Source organism: Streptomyces sp. NP160, from assembly GCF_006335115.1.
Classification (GTDB): domain Bacteria; phylum Actinomycetota; class Actinomycetes; order Actinomycetales; family Quadrisphaeraceae; genus Quadrisphaera.
This window is the reverse complement of the sequence record NZ_VDMJ01000002.1, coordinates 104830-127471: the sequence shown is the minus strand read 5'-3', so window position 1 is coordinate 127471 and position 22642 is coordinate 104830. Positions and strand designations below refer to the sequence as shown.

The window sequence follows — 22642 nt, the reverse complement described above, 5'->3', positions numbered from 1 at the left end:
CTCACAGGCTTCTCACCGGCGGTCCCACCGCTCCTGCAGCCACGAGACCGACCCTGCCAGCGAGCGGCGTTGGTAGTCGAGCAGCGCAGGGTCCCAGCCCGGCGCGGCGCGGAACGCCGCCTCGGTCCAGTACCCGGCGAGCACGGCCAGGTGCGCGTCGACAGCGCCGTCGTCTGCTCCCGTGGACAGCGGACTGGCGGCGAAGAGCGCCGCCGCGTCGTGGCCGTCGCCCTTGGCGGTGACGAGGAACGTCACGAGGTCCACCCACGGTGCGGCCAGGCACCCCCGGCTCCAGTCGATCGTCCACACCGCGCCCGTGTCGTCGTCGAGGAGGTAGTTGTCGGTGCGGGGGTCGAAGTGGCAGAGCACCTCACCCGAGGACGCCGCCGGCCAGGACGCCTCCAGCGAGGCGAGCTCGTCGAGGTGGTCGCGGCTCCACGCGTCGAGGTCGTCCACGACCAGCGCTCGCGCGCGCCCGGCGGCCAGATCGCCCCACACGGTGAACGCCGGCCCGACCATCCCTCGCACCGACCGCAGCGGCGCCACGGGACTCGGTGTCAGCAGCCGCGTCCGCCGCTCGATCGCGGCGACGACAGCCCCGACGCTGTGCGCCGTCCACGGCTGCGCAGCCAGGTGCGCGTGCAGCGCGTCGAACCACAGCACCACCCACGCGCCGTCGACCGCCCACCCGCGCAGCCGCGGGGTCGCGAGCCCGGCGGGCAGCAGCGCGCCGATCCGTGCTTCGGTCTCGTGGTCGTGGCGGCGCTCCGGGTCTCGCGACGCCTTGACGAAGACCTCCTCGCCGTCGTCGAGGACGACGACGCCGGCCACCTCCGACGCGTAGACCCCCGCTGCCGCCGTCACCGCCACCGGCGAGCGCCCCAGCTCCCGCCCCAGGACGGCGACCAGTGCTGCGGGCAGCTCCACGCGCGGCAGTCTCGGGGTCAGTCCTCGATGACGTCCAGGCCGTTCTCGCGCAGGCGCGCCAGCCCGTCGAGCATGCCCTGCACCACCTCGGGGGAGTGGCCCACCCAGTCCTGCACCTCGCCGACCACGCGCAGCGGGTGCAGGGTGCGGTAGGACTCCGTGGGGTTGCCCGGGAACTTCTTGTCGGTGACGTTCGGGTCGTCCTCGAACGGGCCGAGCGGCTCGACCACGTACACGTGCCCGCGGCCCTGCTCGCCCGAGAGCGCGGCCGACAGCTCAGCGCCCCAGGCCGCCGTCTCCTCCCTGGTGGTGAAGTAGACGTGCCGCAGCGCGCGCTCGCGGAAGGCCGACCGGTGGCCGGGCACCAGCTCGTCGCCGACGGCGAGCGCCGCGCGGGTGCCGTGGAAGAAGGGCCCCGTCACCTGGGCGTGGTGCTCGATCGTCACCCGCACCCGTGGCCGGGGCGCGGCGTCGTCGGCGCTCACTGGTCGCTGCTCCGCCCCGCGAGCTCGCGCGCGGCGGCGGCCTCGTCGTCGTCCATGCCCTCGTGGTCGACGGCGGCGTGCTGGCGGACCTGCTCGTCGATCCAGCGCTGGTGGCCCTCCCACGCCGACTGCTTGCTGATGCCGAGCGCCTGCCCGATCTGCGCCCAGCTCGCTCCGGCGGCCCGCGCGGTGCGGATGGTGAGCTGGCGGCCGTACCCGGCCTTGCGGACCAGCACCTCGCTGAGCGCCAGCAGCTCCAGGGCGCTGCTCGGGTCCCCGACGGCGGTGTCGACGCCGGCGGAGTCGGCGATCTCCTGGCGCCGCAGCGCGTCGTAGCGCGCGGCCGCGGTGAGCAGCGTGTGCTCGCGCTCGAGGGTGCCCGGGGTGCTCATGCCCAGCAGCCTGCCCGTCAGGCCACCCTGACGTCAACGCCCCTACCCTGGTCGTGTGGTCGACGTGCCGGAGGCGTTCGCGCGCGCGCCACGGTGGCGGCACGACCGCGCCGGCCGGGCCTGGGTGGAGGAGCTGCCCGGTCTGGTCACCGACCAGTGCCGCCGCTTGGGTCTCGTGGTCGACGGATCGCCGTGGCACGGCTCCAACGCGCTCGTCGTGCCCGTCGTCGCGGCGTCCCGGCCGCAGGAGCCGCTGGCGCTGCGCCTCGCCCCGCCGGGCGACGACGTCACCACCCCGGCTCGCGCGCTGCGGCTGTGGGCCGGGCGCGGCGCGGTGCTCCTCCACGACGTCGACGACGACCACCGGGCCCTCCTGCTCGAACGGCTGGACGGCAGTGCGACGCTGGCCGACGTGCCGCTGGTGCACGCCGTCGAGGTGCTGGCGGAGCTGGCCGTGGCGCTCGCGGTGCCCGTCCCGGCGGACCTGGTCGACGACGTCCCGAGCACCGCCTCAGCTGCCGCTGAGCTCGCCGCGTCCTTCGAGACCGACGGGGAGGCGCTGCGCCGTCCCGTCTCGCGCGTCCAGCTGGACGCGGTGATGCGCGCGGCACGGGCCAGAGCCGCGGCGCCGTGCCCCGACCTCGCCGTCGACGGTGACCTCCACCCCGAGCAGGTGCTGCGCGCGCGCCGCGCGCCGTGGCTCGTGGTCGACCCGCTGCTCCTGCGCGGGGACCTCGAGCACGACCTCGGCCGGGTGCTCTGGAGCCGCCTGGACGAGGCCGACGACGGCGAGGTGGTGGCGCTCTTCGACCGCTTCGTCGACGTCGCGGACGTGCCGCGCGAGCGCGCCCGCGATTGGGTGCTGGTGCGAGCGGCGTCCTACCTCGTGTGGGGCCTGCGGCACGGCCTCACGGAGGACCCGCCGCGCTGCCGCCGCCTCCTCGACGTCTTCAGCTGACGGGTGCCAGGTCGGTGCGCAGCACCGCGTAGAGGACGCCGTCGCGGTACCCGCCGTCGCGCCACTGCCCACCGCGCACGACGCCCTCGCGCAGCAGACCGGCCTTCTCGAGGCTGCGCTGCTCGGCGAGGTTCTCCACGTCGGTGTGCGCCTCGACCCGGTGCGCCGTGGTGTGCGCGAAGAGCAGCTCCACCAGCTGCCGCTGCGCCACGGTGCCCAGCCCACGGCTGCGGTGCGACGGGCGGAGCCAGATGCCGATCATCGGGCAGCTCGAGCCGAGGTTCGGCCCCCACCGCCGGGGCTGCCAGTGCCAGCTCACCTCACCGGCGACCTCGCCGTCGTCCGTGGTGACCGTGAGCGCGCCGTGCTCCTCGAGGTCGCACCCCGCGGGCACGGTCCGGGGCTGGGACGGGCCGAAGTCGTCGAAGGGGCTCGCGCCGCCGTTGAGCAGCGGCAGGTCTTCGAGGAGCTGCGTGCGCAGGACGACCACGCGCAGGAGTCTGCCGGGCGCTGGGCACCAGTGCTGTCGATCATGCAGGAGACCCGCACCGGTAGCGCCCGGACGCGGGTCTTCTGCAGGACCGCCGGGGGGCTCAGCGGTTGGCGGCGGCGGGCAGGCCGGAGGCTGCCAGCTCCGCGGTGACGGCGGCCAGGAGCCGCTGCACCTCCCCTGTGCTGCCGCTGGGCGGGTTCCACACCTCCACGCCCACCACCAGGTCTCCGACCCGCGCAGCGCCGCGGGTGAGGTCCAGGCCGTTGTCAGCGAAGGAGGCGACCCAGGCGTCGTCCGCACCGGTCACGCTCACCGCCGCCGGAGAGATGGGGTCGCTCGTCCACCGGCAGGCGCCTGTGTCGTCCACCGCGTCCCGGAACGCGCGGGCGCCGCTGCCGGTCGGCCACCCGGTGACCACCAGGTCGACGCTCACCTGGTCGACGTCGTTCGACTGCGGGTCCTCCGCCCAGCTCCACTGCCGTCCGGCGACCGCGTCGTCGTCGGACCCGCAGGCCTGCCCGGGGACCGTCGGCTCGAGCCGGTACTGCCCGAGGTCCATGCCCAGCCGTACCCCGGCGGGCAGCGCCGCGGAGGTCGCGGCCGCCGTGGCGACGTCGGGGATCTCGTAGGCCACCGCGAAGGCGTTCCACCCCGGGGTGTCGCGCGCCGGGAAGGTCTCGCCCGGTGCCAGCGGCACGACGGTCGGCGCCGGTCGTCCCGGGTCCGTGCCCAGTGCGGCCGTGCTGGTCGGGACGGGCGTGGCGCTGTCGGTGGGCTCCGCCGGCGGCGGCCCTGCCGTGGGAGTGGGTTCTGCCGTGGGAGTCGGCGCGGCCGTCGGCTGCACGCCCCCGAGGGATGGGCCACCGACCTGCTGGGCCGGCGGCAGCGCGCTCACCGTCACCGCGACGATCCCCGCGGCGCACGCCGCGGCGATGACGCCGGCCAGCACGGGCACCCGCGGCGAGCTCGGCACGCGCGCGGGCCGGCGCCGCGCCCCACGGCGCCGCACGGCCTCCAGGTCGAGCGGACGGGCCCCGGTCTCGCCGTCCACGCCCTGCAGCGCCGCCTGCAGCCCCGCCTCGAAGGACGACGACGGCGCAGCCGCGCGCGAGCCGGTGCCCCGCCCGTCGTCGTCGTCGCCGTCGAGGTCCTGGACGGGCTGGTCGGGCGGGACGTGGTCGTCGGTGGTCACAGGACCGCCTCCTCGCTGCTCGTGGGACGGGTGGCGCCGAGGCGGGCCCGCAGCGTGCCGAGCGCGCGGGAGGCCTGGCTCTTGACGGTGCCCTCGCTGCAGCCGAGGGCCTCGGCGACCTGGGCGACGGACTGGTCCTCGGCGTAGCGCAGCAGGACCACCGCTCGCTGTCGGGGCGGCAGGGACCGCACGGCCTCCAGCACGCGGCCGTCCTCCCCCTCGCTCACGGGAGGACCCGGCGGCGAGCGGTCGGGCAGCAGGTCCTGCACCACCTCCAGGCGCCGCCACGGCCTCCGGGCGTCCGAGACGAGCACCCGCACCAGCGTGGTGCGGGCGTAGGCGGCCGGGTTGCCGTCGGCGCGCACCCGCGGCCACGCCGACCACAGGCGCTCGAGCGCCTCCTGGACGAGGTCGTCGGCGCGGTGCGCGTCACGGCACCACGTCCGCGCCAGGCGCCGCAGGCGGGGTGCAGCGGCGGTGGCGAACGCGTCGAAGGACGCCTCCAGCTCGCCGGCCACAGCACCTCCTCGGACTCCGTGCAGCAGCGTCACAGCAGGAGTACGCGCCGCACCCCTCCTGAGGTTGCACGACGACGACGGCTGGCGCGGCGCGCTGGCGCGGGACCGCTGCGGTGCGCCACCCTCAGCCATGACCGCTGTGGATCATGCGAAGCCGGTGTCGGCGCGGCGTCCGCGCGGAGGGTGGCGCTGGACCGCCGCCGGCACGGTGGCCCTCCCCGTGCTGTGGACCGTCCTGGCCCTGGTGGTCGGGTCGTTCGGCATGCGTCCGGTGTGGGTCGCCGCGCACGTCGTCGTCCTGGGAGTGGCCGTGTGCGTGGGCCTCGGGCACCGCTGGGCCTTCGCCGCCGTGGCGGTGCTGGGGGCGGTGGTCCTCGCCGGGAGCGTGGTGGACCCGGGGATGCTCGCCGCGCTCGGCTGGGTCTTCGGGAGCCTCTACCTGGCCATCGGCCTCGCGCTCCTCGTCGCGTCTCGCCCACGCCGCCCGTGACCGCCGCACCGCCAGGTCTGGCCGCACCGCCAGGTCGCTGAGGCCCCTGACCGCGGGCGGGGGAGCTGCGGGGGTGCGAGGCTGCTGGTCCCGCCACCGCGACCTCGGGGACCACCGCTGAACACCACCCGCCCGCGCCCAGCAGGCTTCGCCGTCGCCTCAGCGGCGCTCGTGCTCAGCTTCGTCTCCGCGGGCACCCCGATCCCGCTCTACAACCTCTACCGCGCCGAGGACGGGCTGACCACGGCCGACCTCACGGTGGTCACCGCCGCCTACCTCGCCGCGGCGGCGGTGTCCCTGCTGGTGCTCGGCCGGCTGTCCGACCACCTCGGCCGCAGGAGCGTCGGCGTGGCGGCGCTGGTCAGCACCGCGCTGGGCCTCGTCGTCCTGCTCGGGGTCGACGGGGTGGCGCCGCTGGCGGTGGGGCGGCTCCTGCAGGGCCTGGCCACCGGGCTGGCGTCCAGCGCCCTCGGAGCGCTCGTCGTCGACACCGCTCCGGAGCGCCGCCGGTGGCTGGCGGCCGTGGTGACGAGCGCCGCGCCGACGCTCGGCATCCCGCTGGGCGCGCTGCTGACGGGGGTGCTCGTCGACACCGCCCCCGCCCCGCACCTGCTCAGCTACAGCACCGTGCTGGCGCTGCTCGTGGTGGTGGCCGTCGGCGTGGCGCTCGGACCGGAGACGTCAGCGCCCACCTCGCTCCGCGCGGCGCTGGGCTCGCTGCGCCCGCGCATCACCGTCCCCGCGGGGGCGGGCCGGCAGCTGGGGGCGGTGGTCGGCTTCATCCTCGCCACCTGGTCGCTCGGCGGCTTCTACCAGGCGTTCGGCCCGACCATCGCCGAGGAGCAGCTCGGCTCCAGCACCGCGCTGCTGGCCGCCGCCGTCTTCGCGTCCTTCACCGTGCTGGCCGTGGTGGGCGGCCCGCTGTCAGCCCGCTTCCGCGCCGACCTCGCGCTGCGCTGGGGCGCGCTGGTCTACCTCCTGTGCGTGGCCGGGATCCTCACCGCGCTCGCCGCCGCGGCCACCGGCCCGTTCCTCGCCGCCAGCCTGGCCGCGGGCGTCGCCCAGGGCGCGGCGCAGACCGGCGGCATGCGGGCGCTGCTGGCCCGCACCGGTCCCGCCGACCGCGCCGGCGTGCTGTCCACGGTGTTCCTGGCCAGCTACACCTGCGCCGCCGTGCCGAGCCTCGTGGCGGGCCGCCTCACGGAGACCTTGACGCTGGTGCAGATCAGCGCCGGGTACGGGGTGCTCGCGGTGGCGGGCGTCGTCGTCGTCCTGCTGGTCGCCCGCCCCGCGCGCCAGGCGTGAACCTCAGAGCTGACGGCCCAGCTGGGAGTCCAGCCAGCGCAGCTGCTCCCAGCCGGCCTGCTGGTCGGCCTCGACGAAGAGCCTGAAGTCGTGGCCCAGCGGCTCGCGCTCGTACGGGAAGTCGACGCCCTGCTGGGAGAAGAGGTCCACCACGGCCTCCACGCGGTCACCGTTGAGGTCGCCGCCGGTGAGGTGGATCTGAGGGGCCGTCGCCTCCACCCCGGGCAGGAACTCCAGGTACGACTGCGGGTCGCGGCTCATCGCGCCGTCCACCGACCACACCGCGGCGAAGCCGTCGGGGTGCTCCACCCCGAACCGGAACGCCCCGTGCCCGCCCATCGACCAGCCGACCAGCAGCCGCTGCGCCGCACCGGGCTCCACGCGGTACGTCGACTCGACGTGGGGGATGAGGTCGTCGATGAAGTGCGTGTCGTACACGCCCTCCCACCGGCCGTCCCTGTTGCTGTCCGGCGTCACGATGACGACGTCGCGCAGCGCCCCCGCCTCCACCGCCGCCCGCAGCCGCTCGGCCTCGGGCAGGAAGGTGGCGTTGGACTGGTCGCGCCCGTGCAGCGCGTACAGCACGGGGTAGCTCTTGCAGGCGGTGTAGTAGTCGGCGGGCAGGCTCACGCTGTACGGGACCGCCTCGCCGTCGGCGCCGGTCATCTCGGTGTCGAAGCGCAGGTCGCCCTGGGCCGTGCCGTCGCAGCCCGCGGTGCCGCTGGGCGACGACGACGTCGGCGGTCCGGCCACCGGCACACCGCCGACGCTGACCCGGTCCTCCCCGCGCTGCCGCAGCTCGCGGTAGGCCAGTGCCGCCGCTGCCACGAGCACCACCGCCACCGCGGCGGCGATGGCGACGACGAGCCCACGCCGCCGGCGCGGGCCTGGGGAGGACGGGGAAGCTGCCACCGGACGAGTCTGCGCCACGGAGATCGCGGTGGACACCGCCGCAGCCGCCGATCGGGCGCCCGCGCCGTTCGCGCCCCCACGGCGGGACGCTCGCGGGTGGGGCGACGGCGCATGCGCACTCCAGGGGCGTGAACGGGCCGATCTCGCCCCTGGGCTGCGCACGCGCGACGGCCGCGCTCAGCCGGTGGCGACCTCCACCTGCAGGGCTCGGACCACCTCGGCGAGCACGCCCGAGCTCAGCAGTCCCGGCCCGAGCGGACCGGCGGAGTCCTCGCCGAGCGCGGGCAGCTGCCGCAGCGCGGCCCGCACCTCGGGCGTGAGAAGGGCCACCTGCGCGGCGACCTCCAGCGCGAGCGCCCCTGTTCGCTCCTCAGCGGGAGCGGCCAGCGACACCGCCTTCGCGGCGTACGCAGCCGCGCCCAGCGCGTGCGCCCCCATGTGCGCGACACCGCTGGTCTGCCCCGCGGCGTGCGCCGCTGCCTTCGCGGCCGGAGACCGGACGGCGCTCGCGGCGCGTCCCGCCTCGAACCGGCGCCTGATCTCCCCCGCGGTGTCGAGCTCGCCCCGGCTGTACGCCCGGGTCCGGGCGACGCCGTCGCGCGGGCGGTCGTCGTCGGGGGCCTCGGCCTCGAAGAGGGGCAGCACGCGCTCGGCGCACCCGGCCGCCCACGCCGCCACGCACCGGCGGTCCACCTCGCTGAGCGCCTGCGGAGAGACCACCCCAGCAGCCTGCCACCGCACGAGCCCGCCGCACCCACCTCCAGCGGCGACGACCACAGGACGTGCCCTCAGCCGGGCAGCGGGCCGCCGCGGGCGTCGAGCAGGCTGTGCAGCACCGCGAGCTCGCTCGTCTGCGACGACACGACCGCCTGCGCCAGCTCGCGCTCAGCGGTGTCGGTCTCGGGCAGCAGCTGCAGCGCGGCCCGGGCCATCTCCACCCCGGCCTCGTGGTGGGGGATCATCAGCTGCAGGTAGAGCCGCTCGGCGTCGGTGCCCTGCGCCGCCTGCAGCTGGGCGAGCTGCTCGGCGGTGGCCATGCCGGGCATCGCGTCGACACCGCTGACCCCGGCGCCCGAGCCCGTGCCGTCCATGCCGTCCATGCCGTCCATGCCGTCCATGCCGTCCATCGAGCTCATGTCGTGACCGGCGTGCCCGCCGTCCCCGGACGCGTCGTGCCCCATCCAGGCCATCACCGGCTGCGACCCCGTCTGCGGCAGCCCCCACAGCTCCAGCCAGCCGTGCATCTGCCCGGCCTGCTGCTGCTGGGTGAGCATGATGTCGGTGGCCAGCTGGCGCACCTCGGCGTCGTCGGTGGCGCCCAGCACGGACAGCGACATCGTCACTGCCTGCCGGTGGTGCGCCTGCATGTCGCGGGCGAAGCCCGCCTCCACGGACGTGTCCGACGGCGCGGCGACGGCGCTGGCCGACGTCCCGGTCGGGCCGGCGCTGTTCACCAGCAGCACTCCGAGCACGCCCGCCGCGACCAGCGCCACGGCGGCGAAGACCGCCAGCGCCACCACCACCGGGGAGCGGTTCGACCCGTGCGCGCGCGGCCCAGCGGCGTCGTCGTCCTGCGGGAGGCCGTCAGGGGGGAGGCTCACGCGGGCGTGCCCACCCCGCCGCTGCAGGGAGCGCCCGGCTCAGGGGTCTGCGGGCCGTTGACGTACTTGCGGATGAAGACGGCCAGGCGCGGGTCGTCGGCGCTCGGCAGCTGCAGCTGCTCGCCCCAGGCGCTGGCGACCACGGGGCTGGGCACGCCCGCGTACGGGCTGAGCAGCGTGAAGTCGCTGACGGAGACGGCCTCGCGCAGCACCTCGACCTGGTCCGCGGGCAGCGACGGGTCGTAGGTGACCCACACCGCGCCGTGCTCGAGGGAGTGGACGGCGTTGCGGTCGGCCACCTGCGCCTGGTCGGTGTAGACGCCGCAGTTCTGCCAGACCTGGTCGTGGTTCCCGCCGACCGGGGGCAGCGGGTCGTAGGTGACCTCGGTGGTGACGTGCTCGCGGCCGAGGTCGCGGCCGTACTCGCCGCCGAACTCCTGCACGCCCTCGATCGGCCGCGCGGCCACCGCGGCCTCGGCCGCGTCCTTGCGCTGGTCGACCACGATGACGGTCGCCACCGCCGCCACGACGACGGCGACAGCGCCTGCCGTCAGCGCGATGACGAGCGTCCGGTGCCGCTTCTCGCGCCGCTCGGCCTCCTTGCGGGCTGCGGCGGCTCGGGCGGCGCGCTCGGCGCGGTCGATCTTCTTGGCTTCGGCCACGCTCCCGATCGTCGCACGGGGTCGGCGCGCGTCACGGCAGGTCGCCGCGCGTGCTCGCCGGTCAGGCGCCCGCCGCCCGTCCCGGCTGTGGTGGTCCTCACGGCTCGGACGGCTCCTCGAGGAGCACGAGGCCGTTCCCGTCCGGGTCCTGGAAGTGGAACATCGGCGGCACCCCCTCCCAGCGCAGCACCTCGTCGTTGTGGAGGACGACGCCGGGCGTCCCGCGCAGCCGTGCGTGCGCGCCGTCGGCGTCGGGCGTGCCCAGCCGGACGGCCATCGGCAGCGGGCTGTCCGGTGGCAGCAGGACGATGCCGACGTCCGAGCCCGGCGGCACCACCTCCACGTACCGCGCTCCGGGCATCGCTTCCACGTCGGTGCGCAGGGTGCAGCCGAGCACCTCGGTGTAGAAGCGCAGCGCGGCGTCCTGGTCGGCCACGGGGACGGCCACGCTCAGCACCCTCGTCGTCATCGCTCTGGTCACGCGGGGGAGACCGGCTGCGACGCGCGGACTCATCGGTGGTCGACGGTGCTCGACGGCGCGTGACGGCGCTTGACGGCCGAGTACTCAGTGCCGCAGAGTACCGGTACTCAGCGACGCTGAGTACTGATGGTGGGGAGGGCGATCTGGACAACCTCACCGAGATGCTCAAGGGCGTCCTCGAGGGCTGCGTGCTGCAGGTCATCGACCGCGGCGAGACCTACGGCTACGAGATCACCTCGACGCTGCAGGGGCTCGGCCTCACCGGCGTCGTCGAGGGCACCGTCTACGCGATCCTGCTGCGCCTGGAGAAGAACGGCCTGGTCAGCACCGACAAGCGGCCCAGCACCAGCGGGCCGCCGCGCAAGTTCTACGCCCTCAACGACGCCGGCCGGCAGCGCCTGGCCGCGTTCTGGAGCACGTGGGACTCCCTGTCCACCACCATCGACGACCTGCGGGAGGACCGCCGTGCGTGACCTGCTCACCAAGCTCATCGGGGAGAAGAAGGAGTGGCGCCTCATGGAGGCCCGCGCCGCGGCGCTCCCCGAGGACTACCGCGTCGTGTACGCGGAGATCAAGAAGTACGTCTTCAACCTCGCCGGCGGCGACGGCCGCTCGGTCGTCGCGCTCCTCGAGGACCTGCTCGGCCTGTTCGAGACCGGCGCCGCCGACGGCCGCCGCGCCCTGGAGGTGACCGGCGACGACGTCGCCGGCTTCTGCGACGAGCTGCTCCGCAACGCCCGCACCTACACGCAGGACTGGCGCGAGCAGCTCAACCGCACCGTCCACGAGAGGCTCAGCGGCCGCTCCTGACGGACGACGACGACGGCGGTCGTCGTCAGGCGCGGCCCCACAGCGCGAACGGCGTCGCGCCGGGCCTGAAGCCGCACGCCCCGGCGAGGGCGGCCGCGTCGCGGAAGCCGTGGGCGAGGGCGTCGGGGTGGTGCGCGTCGCTGCCGAACGCCACGGCGTCGCCGCCCGCCTCGCGCCACCAGCGCAGGACGCGGCCCTCCAGCGGCCGGCGCGTGTTGAGCTCCAGCGCCCGGCCGGAGGCGGCCAGAGCCGACAGGGCCGTGCGGACGTCGTCCTCCAGCGCGTCCCACGGCACGGGTCCGGCGGAGGCGGGCCAGGTGCGCAGCGGGTAGTCGACGTGGGCCAGCACTGCGAACGGCGCGTCGCTGGCGGCCAGGGCGGTGACCTCGGCGAGGTAGGCGCGGACCACCTCGACCGGTGGCCGCTGGAGGTAGCCGTTCCCCGTCTCGACGTGCTCGCCCTGCGCGGCGTCGGGGTGGAGGTCCGGCAGCGCGTGCACCGACCCGACCAGGCGCTCGGCACCGGTCGCGCTGACGAGGTCGGCCACGGCGGCCGGGTGCCAGTGCGGCTCGCTGAGCTCCAGTCCGGACCAGATCCGCAGGCCCGGGAAGTCGTGGCGGCAGCGCTCGACCTCGTCCAGGTACGCCTGCACCTCGAGGGGGTTGCCGAGGAAGGCGCCGTGGGCGTCGACCTGCCCTCGGTAGCGCTCGGGCAGCGGCTGGCCGTGCAGGTTCCAGCGCGTGAGGTCGACGTGCTCGGTGAACGCGAGCGCGGGCAGCCCGATCTCGACCGCGCGGGCGCAGGTGGCGTGCATGTCACCGGCCGGCGCGTCCCAGGAGAACTGGCTGTGGACGTGGCCGTCGGCGGGCAGCACCCTGCGACGCTAGCGCCCCGTCTGGTCGGGCAGGTGTGCGCGCCAGAAGGCGTCGACCCCGGCGGCCGCGCGCTCGCGGATGCGCGCGGCGGGGGGCGGCGGCTCGCCGAGCATGCCGCGGTCGAGGTCGGCGCCCATGACGAGGAAGGCGAAGTGCTCCGCGGCCAGGTCTGGGCTGGTCACGGAGAGGCGTTTGCGTGCGGCGAGGACGGTGAAGGTGCTGGAGAGGGCGACGAGCACGGCCTCGGGGGCACGGCGGCGGTAGTCGGCGAGCAGGTCGGGGAACCTCTCGCCCTCGCGCGCCAGCAGCCGGCGCAGCGGCACCACCGGGCCTGCCAGCACCGTGAGCGCCAGCTCCTCGGCCAGCTGTCCCAGTCCCGCGCGCAGGTCAGGGGCTTCCGCCAGCTCGTGGACGTGCGCGAGCAGCTGGCCGGTGAACCGCTCAGCGGTGTCGACCGAGCGCTCCAGCGCGGCGCGGAACAGCGACGGCTTGTCGGCGTAGAGGTTGAACACGGTCCGCTTGGCCAGTCCCGCCTCGACCGCCACCTGCTCGACGGTGGTCGCGTCGTAGCCGTGCGCCAGGAAGCACGTCGTGGCCGCCGCGAGGACCCGCTGGCGCGAGCGTGCGGCGCGCGGGTCCTCGGCGCGCGCGTCGCCGTCGTGAGGTGCAGCGGCCGCCACGAGCGCTCCTTCCGGGTGAGGTGCTGGGAGGAGTGTCCTGTCGGCGCTACCGTACGACCAGGTCTCTTGCACCGAACGGTGCAACACGGAGGGCGGTGGTGGTCGTGGCCGAGGGCGAGCTCGACGCGTCGGCGGCGGTGACGCGCAGCCTGCTGGGCTGGGGCGTGGTCGCAGGGCCGTTCTCCGTGGTGGTGGGCCTGGTGCTGGCGCTGACCAGGCCCGGGTTCGACCTGTCGCACCACGCGCTGTCGCTGCTCATGATCGGCGAGCACGGCTGGCTCCAGCGCACGAACCTCGTGCTGACCGCGCTCATGGTCCTGGCCGCGGCGGTGGGTGCTGGCCGTGCCCTGCGTGACGGGCGAGGGCTGGCCATCGCGACGACGACGGCGGTCTACGGCCTGGCGCTGCTCGCCAGCGCCGTCGCGCTGCCCGACCCGGTGGCGGGGTTCCCGCCCGGGTCGCCCTCAGGACCGATCAGCACGCACGGGCTGCTGCACATCGTGTTCGGTGCGATCGGGTTCCTCGCGCTCGCGGTGGGAGCGTCCGCGGACGCGCGGTGGCGCGCGTCGCTGGGGGAGCGCGGAGCCGCCCGGCGCTCGCAGCTGCTCGGGGCGGTGGTGCTGGTCGGCTTCCTGGCCGGGGCGGCGCTGGCGCAGCTCGCGGTCGGGACGCTGCTGCTGTGGGTGGCCGTGCTCGCCGGCTCCACCTGGCTGGCGCTGGCGAGCGCCCGCCTGTACGCGCACGTGCCGCATCCGCTGTACGGCCGGCGGCCCGCCGCTGCGGCTGGCTGACGTCGTCGTCACCTCGGGCGCTCTTCGCACGTGCCGCGGAGAGCGGGCCGAGGACGCCCCGCTCTCGGCACGTGTCGTGGACGGTGCGAGAGGGGGGGTCAGGCGTCCCAGCGGACGGGCGTCGTGGTGCCGCTGGCCCAGTCGGCGCGCAGCAGGCCGTAGCCGGTGCCGTCGAACAGGCGCCCGCCCTGGTCGGGCCAGGCGGACCGGTGGTGCGACTCCTTGACGAAGCCGCAGCGCTGCAGCACCGCGCGCATCACCTCGTTGTCGATGCGGGTGTTCGCCTCGATGCGCTGCAGCTCGGGGTCGCGGTCGAAGAGGTGCTGGCTCAGCCAGCGCACCGCCGCGGTGCCCAGCCCCCGACCGCGGTGGGCCTCGTCGATGCGGAGGTCGAACAGCGGCGTGCCGTCGTCGAGGTCGTCGACGCGGACCAGACCGACGCGCTCGCCGTCGGCGCGGAGCCAGTGGGTCTGGGTGTGCGGCCCGGCCCAGGAGCCGTCGGCGGCGCTGGCGAGCGCCTGGTCGCGCGTCCACCGCTCGCGGACGTGGAACGGCCAGGCCTGCCGGGTGAGGACGTCGGCGAGGTGCTCGGTGTCAGCCGGGAGGTCGAGCAGAGCCGTGGAGAAGATCACCGGCGCAGCCGAGCACGGACCTGCGGGCTCATGACCCCGCAGACCCCTCTGTGCAGAGCGGGACGTGCTGGTCGGGCAGCGGTGCTGTCGCCTCGACCGCGTCGACGGGACCCGGGCGAGGCGGTCGCGGGGCGGCGGCGAGGGCGCCCGGGGCGTCCGGGCGGCTGTCCACCGCCTTCTGCCGTCCGCGCCCCACCGGCCGAGCATGGACGGCTGCGCGCTCCGGCGTCCACCCTCGCTGGGTGGATCTGCGCCACTCCCGCACTGGCACGGGGTGGCCCCGTGCCACTCCTACTGGCACGGGGCCACCCCGTGCCAGTGCGGGACCCCGAGGTCCGAGGTCGGCAGCGGTCAGGCGGGCGTGAGGTTCCGGCGGGGGAGCGGGCTCGAGTAGACGACGCTCGTGGTGATGCCGCCGAGCGTCGCCAGCTTGCCGGTGATGCGCTCCAGGTCGCGCATGCTGCGTGCCAGCACCTTGAGGATGAAGCAGTCGTCACCGGTGACGTGGTGGGCCTCCACCACCTCGGGGAGCACCGCGAGCAGGTCGTGGAACGGCTTGTAGTTGCCCGTCGGGTACGCCAGCCGCACGAACGCCTGCACGCTGTAGCCGAGCGCCTCCGGGTCGACCACGGCCGTGTACCCGGTGATGACGCCGAGGTCGGTGAGCCGCCGCAGCCGGTCGGCGGTGGCGCTGGGGGACAGGTTCACGGCGCGGGCGAGGTCGGCGACGGTCATCCGCCCGTCCTGCTGCAGCGCCTCGACGACGCCCCTGTCGACGGCGTCCAGCAACGGCTGTGGGTTCGACGGCACGAGCGTCAGGATGCCAGCGGATCCACGGCCACAGGAGCAGACAGCCGTGGATCACCCCTGTGCGCCGGGACCGGCTCCCGCTTGCATGGACGGCATGACCAGCCAGCACGGCGCGACCTCCGCCGCCGACTTCTTCGCCGCCCGGCTCGCCCACCAGACCGACCCCGCCGACCTCGCCCGCGCCCGGGCCACCGGCGCGGCACCGCTCGTCGTCGACGTCCGCTCCGCGGCCGGGTGGGCGCAGGGCCGCATCCCCGGCGCCGTGCACGTCCCCCTGGCCGAGCTGACCGACCGCATCGGCGAGCACGCCCCCGACCTCGACGCCGAGGTCGTCGTCTACTGCTGGGGCCCCGGTTGCAACGGCAGCACGCGCGCCGGGCTCGCCCTGGCGCTCGCGGGGTACGGCCGCGTCAAGGAGCTCGTCGGGGGCTACGAGTACTGGGTCCGCGAGGGCTTCGCCGTCGTCAGCGACGCCGGCCGCAGCCGCCGGGCCCCGGACCCGCTCGCCGCGCCCGCCGGGTGACCGACGGGCACCTCGGCGCCGCCCGGCTCAGGCGGTCGTGGTGCGCGCCGTGACGACGTCGGCGAGGGTCGCGTGCAGGGAGACGATGCGGCTGACCCCGGTGACGGTGAAGAGCCGCGAGACCTGCTCGCTGGCGCCGACCACGGCCAGCCGCCCCCCGAGCGCCGTGGTCCGGCGCAGGGTGAGGAGCAGCGCTCCCAGACCCGAGGAGTCGACGAAGGGCACCGCGGCCAGGTCGACCACCACGTCCGTCCGAGCCCGCACGCCGTCGGGGCCGTCGGGGCCGTCGGGCAGCGGCAGCGCCCGGTCGGTGGCGCTGCGCAGGCGCGGGGCCGAGTAGATGTCCAGGTCGCCGACGAGCGTCATGACGCACAGCGCCCTGGTGCCGCGAGCGCGCGGGCGCACCTCCACGGACACGTCCAGCGCGGACGTCGCGCGGGCGTGCTGCTCGGGCGCGCGGGTGGGGGAGCAGCTCATGCTGAGGCCGATCCGTCAGGGCGCGTCGAGGCTGCGGGCGCGCAGGACGAGAGGTGCGGGACGGTCACCGGGGCGCATCCCCACGCACGCCGGGTCCGGTGTCGTCACGCAACGTAGCCCTCGGGCGCGGTCGCAGCAAGGCCCGGGGGACGTGGGCGGGGGACGCGCCGACGGGGCGGGGTCGGCTGGCGGGCCGGCGGGCCCTGGCCGAGCCTTGCCCTGTGGACCTGGACCTGCGTGGACGCGTCGTGCTGGTGGTCGGGGGGCGGGGGCTCATCGGCTCCGCCGTGGTGGACCGCCTGACCGAGGAGGGCGCCACCGCCGTCGTCGCCTCCCGCTCCACCGACCCCGACGACGCCGGCACGCGCCTGCGCCTCGACGCCCGCGACGACGCCTCCGCCGCTGCTGCCGTCGAAGCGGTGCTCGCCCGCCACGGCCGCCTCGACGGCCTGGTGGTGACCGCCGCTCCCAGCGCGCGGACCCTCGACCCCGACCGCAACGACGACCCGGCCCAGGTGCTGGAGGCCTTCGACGCCAAGGCCGTCGTCTTCCTGCGGCTGGCCACCGCCGCGCTGCCGGCCATGCGGGAGGCCGGCTACGGGAGAGTCGTGGGCATCAGCGGCCAGAACGCGTTCCTCACCGGCAACACCACGGGCGCGGTGCGCAACGCGGCGCTCATCGTGGCGGCGAAGAACCTCGCGGACGCCGTCGCCGGCACCGGCGTCACCGTGAACACCGTCAGCCCGGGCACCGTCACGCCCACGCCCGCCGCCGAGGTGCAGCCGGGGCGCGGTGGGGAGTCCAGCCCGGACCAGATCGCCGACCTCGTGACCTTCCTGCTGTCCCCGCGGGCCAGCGCCATCTCGGGTGAGTCCATCGCCACCGGGCACCGCGTGCGCGGGGTCGTCTCCCTCTGAAGGGCCTCGCGGGCACCCGCAGGTCGTCTTGACGGACCGGTGTCGCACCCGTCACGCTCGTGCCGCACCACCAGAACCACACGCTCCACCCGTTCCACAGGTCATGAGCGTCAGCGACAAGCCCTGGCTTGCTGACCGGCAACCCTCGCTCTGCGGCGGGGTGCCCCAGGTGACGACCCGACCGGCCCCGCACCCGCGGGGACCCGGTAAGCGCGAGGCCCCCTCGGGGGGCGGAAGACGAGGCCCGGCGATGTCCTCACTGCACCTGGCGCTCGCCCTCGGCGGCGACCCGACCACCACGGCGGCCCAGTGGTCCCAGCGCGCGCGGGAGGCGGAGGTCGGCCTGCTCGACCTGGTCACCCTCGACGTCCCCGCGGGCCCGAGCGGTGGGACCACCGGCGGGCTCGACGCCGTCCGCGCCGCCACCCGGCTCGCCGCGACCACGCGGGCCATCGGGCTGCTGCCCACCGTGCACGCCGGGGCCAGCGACCCGTGGAGCATCGCTCGGGACGTCGAGGCCCTCGACGGCGCGAGCGGCGGCCGCGCTGGCGTGCACCTGCGCGTGCCGGTGCCCGCCGACGAGAGCGGCTGGGTCCAGGCGGTCCGCCGGGGCTGGTCGCGCGGCACTGCCGGCACGGGCGGCACTGCCGGCACCGGCGGCACCGACAGCGCGGCAGGCCCGCTCGTGGCGCTGCCCGGACGCGTCGGGCGCGGGCCCCGGGCGCTGCCCGCGGACGCCGCCGACCTCGGGTTCGTCTCCCCCCGCACCACCGTCGACGCCCAGGAGCTGGTCGCGGCGGCGCGCACCGCGGGGGCGCCCCGCCACCTGCTGGGAGACCTCGTCGTCGTCCTCGACGACGACGCGAGCCGCGCCCGCGCGCGCGCCGAGAGCACCGGCGGGCGTGCGCCCGCCACGGCGCCGCAGGGCACCCGCGTGTTCTCCGGGACGCCCGCCCAGCTGGCGGACCTGGCGCTGGGGTGGCGCACCGCCGGGCTGAGCGGGCTGCGGCTGCACCCGGCCGACCCCGACCGCGACCTGCGGGGCGTCACGCGCGGCCTCGTGCCCGAGCTGCAGCGCCGCGGCGTCTTCCGCCGCTCCTACCGCGGCACGGACCTGCGCGAGCGCCTCGGGGAGCCCGCGGTCGCCGCGCGCTCGGCCCGCTCGTCGGAGCACTGCACGGCCGCCTGACGGCCGGAGCCGGAACAAGCGCGCCCCCGCTCCTGCTGACCCGCACGTGGCTGCTCCACCGGACCCGACGATGAAGCCCCTGCACCTGGCCGTCGCGCTGGACGGAGCGGGCTGGCACCCCGCCGCGTGGCGCGAGCCCACCGCACGTCCCAGCGACCTCTCCACCGCCCGGTACTGGGTCGACCTCGTCCGCGAGGCCGAGGCCGGCCTGCTCGACCTGGTGACCCTCGAGGACGCGCTGCGCGTGCAGTCGGCCGACCGCACCGACCTCGTGGTCGGCCGCCTCGACGCCGTGCTGGTCGCGGCGCGGCTCGCGCTCGTCACGCGGCACATCGGCCTCGTGCCGAGCGCCACGGCCACCCACACCGAGCCGTTCCACCTGTCCAAGGCCGTCGCCACGCTCGACCACGCCAGCCGCGGCCGGGCCGGGGTGCGCGTGCAGGTGTCCCTGCGGCCCGAGGAGGCGGCGCAGTTCGGCCGCCGCCCCGAGCTCGCGGCGCTGACCCCCGGGCAGGCGCCGGAGCCGCCGCTCGTGGAGGACGTCTTCGACGAGGGCCGCGACTGGGTCGAGGTGCTGCGGCGCCTGTGGGACTCCTGGGAGGACGACGCCGAGATCCGCGACGTCGCCACCGGCCGCTTCGTCGACGTCGCCAAGCTCCACACCGTCGACTTCACCGGCCCGCACTTCTCCGTGCGCGGTCCCTCCACCACGCAGCGCCCGCCGCAGGGCCAGCCGGTCGTGGCGGCCCTGAGCCACGTGCCCGTGGCGCACCGCTTCGTGGCGCGCGCCGCGGACCTGGGGTTCCTCACCCCTCACGACGACGACGACGCGCGCCGCCTGGTCGCCGCCGTCCGCGCCGAGCGGGAGGTCCAGCCCGCCTGGCCGGACGGTGCGGGCGACCAGCCGCTGCGCCTGCTCGGGGACGTCGTCGTCGTGCTCGACGAGCGGCCGGGGGCAGCGGCGGAGCGGCTGGCCCGCCTCGACGAGGCCGCCGGCACCCCGCTGGCGCGGACCAGTGACGCGCTGGTGTTCGCCGGCACCCCCGGCGAGCTCGCCGACCTCGCGCTGGGCTGGCAGGAGGCGGGCCTGGACGGGCTGCGGCTGCGGCCCGCCGTCCTGCCTGACGACCTGGTCGCCATCACGCGCGGCCTGGTGCCCGAGCTGCAGCGCCGCGGGGCCTTCCGCCTCGCGTACGCCGAGACCACCCTGCGCGAGCGCCTCGGCCTGCCGCGCCCCGCCAACCGCTACGCACTGGAGGCGGCTCGATGAGCAAGCGCCAGGTCCACCTCGCGGCGCACTTCCCCGGCGTCAACAACACCACCGTGTGGTCCGACCCCGCCGCGGGCAGCCACATCGACCCCGACTCCTTCGTCCGCTTCGCGCAGACCGCCGAGCGCGGGAAGCTCGACTTCATGTTCCTCGCCGAGGGGCTGCGCCTGCGCGAGCACGCCGGGCGCATCTACGACCTCGACGTGGTCGGCCGCCCCGACACCTTCACCATCCTCGCGGCGCTCGCGGGCGTCACGACGCACCTGGGCCTGACCGGCACCATCAACTCGACCTTCAACGAGCCGTACGAGGTGGCGCGCCAGTTCGCCACCCTCGACCACCTCTCCGAGGGCCGGGCGGCCTGGAACGTCGTCACCAGCTGGGACGCCTTCACGGGCGAGAACTTCCGCCGCGGCGGCTTCCTCGCCGCCGACGAGCGCTACTCCCGCGCCCGCTCGTTCCTGGACACCGCCGTCGAGCTCTTCGACTCCTGGCGCGGTGACGAGGTCGTCGCCGACAAGGCCACCGGCCAGTTCCTGCGCGCACCCGGCCCCGGCGCGTTCTCCCACCACGACGCGCACTTCGACATCGCCGGCCACACCACCGTGCCTCGCAGCCCCCAGGGGCGGCCGGTCATCTTCCAGGCCGGTGACTCCGAGGAGGGCCGCGAGTTCGCCGCCGAGCACGCCGACGCCATCTTCAGCCGCCACGCGACGCTGGAGGCGGGCCAGCCGTTCTACGCCGACGTCAAGGCGCGCCTGGCGAGGTTCGGACGCGAGCGCGACGACCTGCTCGTGCTGCCCGCCGCCACCTTCGCACTCGCCGACACCGACGCCGAGGCCGAGGAGCTGGCCCGCGAGGTGCGCCGCGCGCAGGTCAGCGGCGCCACCGCCATCGTCTTCCTCGAGCAGGTCTGGAACCGCGACCTGTCCGGCTACGACCCCGACGGGCCCCTGCCCGACGTCGACCCCGTGGTCGGCGAGGAGCTCATCAGCAAGGGCCGCGCCAGCGTGCGCATGCACCGCGACCCGCTGGCCACCGCCAAGGCGTGGCGAGAGCGCGCCGAGGCGGAGGGCCTGTCCATCCGCGAGCTGATGATCGAGCAGACCGCGCGCCAGACCTTCGTGGGCTCGCCCACCACCGTCGCCGACCAGGTCCAGCACCTCGTGGAGGCCGAGGCCGCCGACGGGTTCATCCTCGTCCCGCACATCACGCCCGCCGGCCTTGACCCGTTCGTCGACCAGGTGGTGCCGATCCTGCAGGAGCGCGGCGTGCACCGCACCGAGTACTCCGGCACCACGCTGCGCGAGCACCTCGGCCTGGCGCCCCTGCGCTCCTCCTCGGGAGCCCCCGCATGAGCACGCCGCTGGCCGTCCTGGACCTCACGCCCGTTCCCTCGGGCAGCACGGTCGCGCAGGCCCTGGCCAACAGCGCCGACCTCGCCGAGTCCGCCGAGCGGTTCGGCTACGCCCGCTACTGGGTGGCCGAGCACCACCTCAACCCCGGCGTGGTGGGCGTCTCGCCGGCCGTCGTGCTGGCGCTCGTGGCGGGCCGGACGAGCAGCATCCGCCTCGGTGCCGCGGCCCTGCAGACCGGGCACCGCACGGTGCTCAGCTGCGTGGAGGACTTCGCCCTCCTCGACGCCGTGCACCCCGGGCGCATCGACCTCGGCATCGGCAGGCCGGGAGGTCCGCCGCGCGGGCCCGACGGCTCGCTGCCGGCGCCCCCGCCGCCGCCGACGCCGGAGGAGCAGGAGGGCGCGGTGGTCGACGGGCTGCGCGTGCCCGGGCCGTTCCCGCTGGCGCCGATGCTCACGTCGGAGCGGTTCGCGGCGCTCCCGGCGCTCGTCCCCGTCCCCGGGCCTGGCGCGCCCTCCTTCGCGGACCAGGTCGACACCGTGCTCGACCTGCTCGCCGGCACCTACACGTCGCCGTCCGGGGTGCCGCTGCAGGTGCACCCCGGCACCGGTGCCGACCTGCAGCTGTGGCTCTTCGGCAGCACGGGAGGCACCACCGCCGCGGTGGCGGGGGAGCGCGGTCTGCGCTTCGGCGCCAACTACCACGTGGCCCCGCAGGGCGTCCTCGACGCCGCCCGCGCCTACCGGGCGGCCTTCCGCCCCTCCGAGGGCGCCCAGGGTCTGGCGCGGCCGCACCTGACGGTGTCCGCCGACGTCGTCGTCGCCGAGACCGACGAGGAGGCCGAGCACCTCGCCGCCGGCTACGGCCCGTGGGTGCGCTCCATCCGCACCGCCGCCGGCGCCATCCCCTACCCCAGCCCGTCCGAGGCGGCGGCGCTCACCGCCCCGGAGCGCTGGACCACCGACGACGACGCCCTGGTCCGCGACCGGCTCGCCACGCGCTTCGTGGGCTCGCCGAAGTCCGTGGTCGAGGGGCTCGAGCGGCTGCGCGACGCCACCGGCGCCGACGAGCTGCTCGTCACCACCGCCACCCACGACCACGCCGCACGGGTCCGCTCCTACGAGCTGCTCGCCGCCGAGTGGGGTGACCGGTGACCCAGGTCGCCCAGGGTCTCGACCAGCTCGACAGGTCGGTCTGGAACGCCCTGCACGGCCCCCACGCGGCGCTCGCGGTGCGCCGCGGCCGCGTGGTGACCTACCCCGACGACGTCACGCGGTTCTCCTCCCTGCCCGAGGACCCGACCCCGGCCGACTGGGACGACGCCGCGTCGCTCGTCGCCGGCGTGCGCGGCGACCGCGCGTTCCTGCTGCTCACCGGCGACGTCCCCGAGCCTCCGGCAGACTGGACGGTGCTCGTCGACCTGCCGGGCGTGCAGATGGTGGCCACCGACGCCGTGGCCTCCGCCCCGGACCCCGAGGCGGTGGTGCTGGACCTCGACGACCCGTCGGACGTCGCCGCGGCGCTCGCGCTGGTCGAGCGCACGCAGCCCGGACCGTTCTTCGAGCGGACCATGGCGATGGGCAGCTACCTCGGCATCCGCCGCGAGGGCCGGCTGGTGGCGATGGCGGGGGAGCGGCTGCACCCCCCGGGCGCGGTGGAGATCAGCGCGGTGTGCACCGACGCCGCGTGGCGCGGCCAGGGGCTGGGGACGCGGCTCGTGCACGCCGTGGCGCACGGGGTCCGCGAGCGGGGCGAGGTGCCGTTCCTGCACGCCTCCGCCTCCAACACCGGCGCGATCCGCCTCTACGAGCAGCTCGGGTTCCGGCTGCGGCGGGCCACCCGCTTCACGGCGCTGCGCCCGCCCGCCCCGCCGGGCGCCACCGCCCCGCGCTGA

At 76.0% G+C, this 22642-nt stretch carries 29 protein-coding genes and 1 riboswitch; of the genes, 13 read left to right on the top strand and 16 right to left on the bottom strand.

Translation table 11 applies throughout. From position 1 onward, the window contains the following. Nucleotides 1-12: 12 nt before the first annotated feature. The 3 genes from FHN55_RS00845 to FHN55_RS00835 are packed head-to-tail and all read right to left on the bottom strand — an operon-like array spanning nucleotide 13 to nucleotide 1804. Complete coding sequence (locus FHN55_RS00845) at nucleotides 13-927, bottom strand: phosphotransferase (protein ID WP_139709820.1); 915 nt, start codon at nucleotides 925-927, stop codon at nucleotides 13-15. 17 nt (nucleotides 928-944) lie between these two features. After that, nucleotides 945-1379, bottom strand: a complete 435-nt coding sequence (arr, locus tag FHN55_RS00840; protein ID WP_139709954.1) for an NAD(+)--rifampin ADP-ribosyltransferase — start codon at nucleotides 1377-1379, stop codon at nucleotides 945-947. Between the two features lie 29 nt (nucleotides 1380-1408). Next, entirely contained in the window at nucleotides 1409-1804 is a 396-nt protein-coding gene (locus FHN55_RS00835; RefSeq protein ID WP_139709819.1) for a hypothetical protein, read from the bottom strand. A gap of 55 nt (nucleotides 1805-1859) precedes the next feature. Between FHN55_RS00835 and FHN55_RS00830 the strand changes: the two genes are divergently transcribed. Beyond that, on the top strand, nucleotides 1860-2762 hold the full coding sequence (locus FHN55_RS00830; RefSeq protein ID WP_139709817.1) for an aminoglycoside phosphotransferase family protein: 903 nt from the start codon (nucleotides 1860-1862) through the stop codon (nucleotides 2760-2762). Here FHN55_RS00830 and FHN55_RS00825 read toward each other — a convergent pair. The 3 genes from FHN55_RS00825 to FHN55_RS00815 all read right to left on the bottom strand — a co-directional run bounded on the left by FHN55_RS00825 (nucleotide 2755) and on the right by FHN55_RS00815 (nucleotide 4965). After that, on the bottom strand, nucleotides 2755-3252 hold the full coding sequence (locus FHN55_RS00825) for a GNAT family N-acetyltransferase (protein WP_139709815.1): 498 nt from the start codon (nucleotides 3250-3252) through the stop codon (nucleotides 2755-2757). The two genes, FHN55_RS00830 and FHN55_RS00825, sit on opposite strands and share 8 nt — an antisense overlap. Before the next feature lie 103 nt (nucleotides 3253-3355). Then, nucleotides 3356-4447 (bottom strand): hypothetical protein, encoded by a 1092-nt coding sequence (locus FHN55_RS22450; RefSeq protein WP_180357549.1) that lies wholly within the window; start codon nucleotides 4445-4447, stop codon nucleotides 3356-3358. Continuing rightward, nucleotides 4444-4965 (bottom strand): SigE family RNA polymerase sigma factor, encoded by a 522-nt coding sequence (locus FHN55_RS00815; protein ID WP_139709813.1) that lies wholly within the window; start codon nucleotides 4963-4965, stop codon nucleotides 4444-4446. The genes FHN55_RS22450 and FHN55_RS00815 overlap by 4 nt, the downstream gene beginning before the upstream one ends. A gap of 130 nt (nucleotides 4966-5095) precedes the next feature. Between FHN55_RS00815 and FHN55_RS00810 the strand changes: the two genes are divergently transcribed. Continuing rightward, entirely contained in the window at nucleotides 5096-5455 is a 360-nt protein-coding gene (locus FHN55_RS00810; protein ID WP_139709812.1) for a hypothetical protein, read from the top strand. Nucleotides 5456-5626: 171 nt separating this feature from the next. Further along, nucleotides 5627-6760, top strand: a complete 1134-nt coding sequence (locus FHN55_RS00805) for an MFS transporter (RefSeq protein WP_139709810.1) — start codon at nucleotides 5627-5629, stop codon at nucleotides 6758-6760. A 3-nt stretch (nucleotides 6761-6763) separates the two neighbouring features. On the opposite strand, the gene FHN55_RS00800 is transcribed toward FHN55_RS00805, so the two are convergent. From FHN55_RS00800 to FHN55_RS00780, 5 genes are all read right to left on the bottom strand, one after another. Then, on the bottom strand, nucleotides 6764-7672 hold the full coding sequence (locus FHN55_RS00800) for an esterase family protein (protein WP_139709808.1): 909 nt from the start codon (nucleotides 7670-7672) through the stop codon (nucleotides 6764-6766). A 177-nt stretch (nucleotides 7673-7849) separates the two neighbouring features. Then, a complete protein-coding gene (locus FHN55_RS00795) occupies nucleotides 7850-8392 on the bottom strand; it encodes a putative immunity protein (protein WP_139709806.1) in 543 nt (180 codons plus the stop codon). Between the two features lie 68 nt (nucleotides 8393-8460). Beyond that, entirely contained in the window at nucleotides 8461-9273 is an 813-nt protein-coding gene (locus FHN55_RS00790; RefSeq protein ID WP_257570593.1) for a DUF305 domain-containing protein, read from the bottom strand. Beyond that, a complete protein-coding gene (locus tag FHN55_RS00785; RefSeq protein ID WP_180357547.1) occupies nucleotides 9270-9935 on the bottom strand; it encodes a DUF3105 domain-containing protein in 666 nt (221 codons plus the stop codon). The genes FHN55_RS00790 and FHN55_RS00785 overlap by 4 nt, the downstream gene beginning before the upstream one ends. Nucleotides 9936-10032: 97 nt before the next feature. Then, nucleotides 10033-10383, bottom strand: coding sequence for a VOC family protein (locus FHN55_RS00780; protein WP_218974228.1), 351 nt, complete (start codon nucleotides 10381-10383; stop codon nucleotides 10033-10035). A gap of 176 nt (nucleotides 10384-10559) precedes the next feature. On the opposite strand from FHN55_RS00780, the gene FHN55_RS00775 reads away from it, so the two are divergent. Both FHN55_RS00775 and FHN55_RS00770 read left to right on the top strand, forming a co-directional pair. Then, nucleotides 10560-10889 (top strand): PadR family transcriptional regulator, encoded by a 330-nt coding sequence (locus FHN55_RS00775; protein WP_218974233.1) that lies wholly within the window; start codon nucleotides 10560-10562, stop codon nucleotides 10887-10889. Next, entirely contained in the window at nucleotides 10882-11226 is a 345-nt protein-coding gene (locus FHN55_RS00770) for a DUF1048 domain-containing protein (protein ID WP_139709800.1), read from the top strand. Before FHN55_RS00775 ends, FHN55_RS00770 begins: the two co-directional genes overlap by 8 nt. Nucleotides 11227-11251: 25 nt before the next feature. On the opposite strand, the gene FHN55_RS00765 is transcribed toward FHN55_RS00770, so the two are convergent. Together FHN55_RS00765 and FHN55_RS00760 are read right to left on the bottom strand one after the other, a co-directional pair. Continuing rightward, entirely contained in the window at nucleotides 11252-12100 is an 849-nt protein-coding gene (locus FHN55_RS00765) for a PHP domain-containing protein (RefSeq protein WP_139709799.1), read from the bottom strand. A 9-nt stretch (nucleotides 12101-12109) separates the two neighbouring features. After that, nucleotides 12110-12781 (bottom strand): TetR/AcrR family transcriptional regulator, encoded by a 672-nt coding sequence (locus tag FHN55_RS00760; protein ID WP_139709797.1) that lies wholly within the window; start codon nucleotides 12779-12781, stop codon nucleotides 12110-12112. A gap of 104 nt (nucleotides 12782-12885) precedes the next feature. Here FHN55_RS00760 and FHN55_RS00755 point away from each other — a divergent pair, with 104 nt between their 5' ends. Beyond that, nucleotides 12886-13572 carry a DUF998 domain-containing protein gene (locus FHN55_RS00755; RefSeq protein WP_218974227.1) on the top strand — a complete coding sequence of 229 codons (687 nt, stop codon included), beginning with the start codon at nucleotides 12886-12888 and terminating at the stop codon, nucleotides 13570-13572. Nucleotides 13573-13670: 98 nt separating this feature from the next. Here the strand turns inward: FHN55_RS00755 and FHN55_RS00750 are convergent, their stop codons facing one another. Together FHN55_RS00750 and FHN55_RS00745 are read right to left on the bottom strand one after the other, a co-directional pair. Continuing rightward, nucleotides 13671-14204, bottom strand: coding sequence for a GNAT family N-acetyltransferase (locus FHN55_RS00750; RefSeq protein WP_218974226.1), 534 nt, complete (start codon nucleotides 14202-14204; stop codon nucleotides 13671-13673). A gap of 351 nt (nucleotides 14205-14555) precedes the next feature. Continuing rightward, nucleotides 14556-15014 (bottom strand): Lrp/AsnC family transcriptional regulator, encoded by a 459-nt coding sequence (locus tag FHN55_RS00745; protein WP_139709792.1) that lies wholly within the window; start codon nucleotides 15012-15014, stop codon nucleotides 14556-14558. A 94-nt stretch (nucleotides 15015-15108) separates the two neighbouring features. On the opposite strand from FHN55_RS00745, the gene FHN55_RS00740 reads away from it, so the two are divergent. Continuing rightward, nucleotides 15109-15537 carry a rhodanese-like domain-containing protein gene (locus FHN55_RS00740; RefSeq protein WP_139709791.1) on the top strand — a complete coding sequence of 143 codons (429 nt, stop codon included), beginning with the start codon at nucleotides 15109-15111 and terminating at the stop codon, nucleotides 15535-15537. Between the two features lie 27 nt (nucleotides 15538-15564). Here FHN55_RS00740 and FHN55_RS00735 read toward each other — a convergent pair whose 3' ends face one another. Further along, on the bottom strand, nucleotides 15565-16014 hold the full coding sequence (locus FHN55_RS00735) for an STAS domain-containing protein (protein ID WP_139709789.1): 450 nt from the start codon (nucleotides 16012-16014) through the stop codon (nucleotides 15565-15567). Between the two features lie 221 nt (nucleotides 16015-16235). On the opposite strand from FHN55_RS00735, the gene FHN55_RS00730 reads away from it, so the two are divergent. From FHN55_RS00730 to FHN55_RS00705, 6 genes are all read left to right on the top strand, one after another. Then, nucleotides 16236-16931 (top strand): SDR family NAD(P)-dependent oxidoreductase, encoded by a 696-nt coding sequence (locus tag FHN55_RS00730; protein ID WP_139709787.1) that lies wholly within the window; start codon nucleotides 16236-16238, stop codon nucleotides 16929-16931. Nucleotides 16932-17030: 99 nt separating this feature from the next. Next, a riboswitch (SAM riboswitch) is annotated at nucleotides 17031-17150 on the top strand. Nucleotides 17151-17181: 31 nt separating this feature from the next. Beyond that, the gene (locus tag FHN55_RS22445) at nucleotides 17182-18120 is read left to right on the top strand and encodes a hypothetical protein (RefSeq protein WP_180357546.1); all 939 of its coding nucleotides are present in this window, start codon (nucleotides 17182-17184) and stop codon (nucleotides 18118-18120) included. Nucleotides 18121-18190: 70 nt separating this feature from the next. Next, a complete protein-coding gene (locus tag FHN55_RS00720; protein WP_139709785.1) occupies nucleotides 18191-19390 on the top strand; it encodes an LLM class flavin-dependent oxidoreductase in 1200 nt (399 codons plus the stop codon). Further along, the gene (locus FHN55_RS00715) at nucleotides 19387-20748 is read left to right on the top strand and encodes an NtaA/DmoA family FMN-dependent monooxygenase (protein WP_139709783.1); all 1362 of its coding nucleotides are present in this window, start codon (nucleotides 19387-19389) and stop codon (nucleotides 20746-20748) included. Before FHN55_RS00720 ends, FHN55_RS00715 begins: the two co-directional genes overlap by 4 nt. Further along, nucleotides 20745-21902 (top strand): LLM class flavin-dependent oxidoreductase, encoded by a 1158-nt coding sequence (locus FHN55_RS00710; RefSeq protein ID WP_139709781.1) that lies wholly within the window; start codon nucleotides 20745-20747, stop codon nucleotides 21900-21902. Before FHN55_RS00715 ends, FHN55_RS00710 begins: the two co-directional genes overlap by 4 nt. Beyond that, nucleotides 21899-22642: a GNAT family N-acetyltransferase gene (locus tag FHN55_RS00705; RefSeq protein WP_139709780.1), complete on the top strand. Its 744-nt coding sequence runs from the start codon at nucleotides 21899-21901 to the stop codon at nucleotides 22640-22642. The genes FHN55_RS00710 and FHN55_RS00705 overlap by 4 nt, the downstream gene beginning before the upstream one ends.

What these genes read in the sequence shown, in the direction of transcription:
- FHN55_RS00835 (WP_139709819.1), bottom strand. Translation starts at nt 1,804, where the DNA reads ATGAGCACCCCGGGCACCCTCGAGCGCGAGCACACGCTGCTCACCGCG.
- FHN55_RS00810 (WP_139709812.1), top strand. Translation starts at nt 5,096, where the DNA reads ATGACCGCTGTGGATCATGCGAAGCCGGTGTCGGCGCGGCGTCCGCGC.
- FHN55_RS00740 (WP_139709791.1), top strand. Translation starts at nt 15,109, where the DNA reads ATGACCAGCCAGCACGGCGCGACCTCCGCCGCCGACTTCTTCGCCGCC.
- FHN55_RS00735 (WP_139709789.1), bottom strand. Translation starts at nt 16,014, where the DNA reads ATGAGCTGCTCCCCCACCCGCGCGCCCGAGCAGCACGCCCGCGCGACG.
- FHN55_RS22445 (WP_180357546.1), top strand. Translation starts at nt 17,182, where the DNA reads ATGTCCTCACTGCACCTGGCGCTCGCCCTCGGCGGCGACCCGACCACC.
- FHN55_RS00720 (WP_139709785.1), top strand. Translation starts at nt 18,191, where the DNA reads ATGAAGCCCCTGCACCTGGCCGTCGCGCTGGACGGAGCGGGCTGGCAC.
- FHN55_RS00715 (WP_139709783.1), top strand. Translation starts at nt 19,387, where the DNA reads ATGAGCAAGCGCCAGGTCCACCTCGCGGCGCACTTCCCCGGCGTCAAC.
- FHN55_RS00710 (WP_139709781.1), top strand. Translation starts at nt 20,745, where the DNA reads ATGAGCACGCCGCTGGCCGTCCTGGACCTCACGCCCGTTCCCTCGGGC.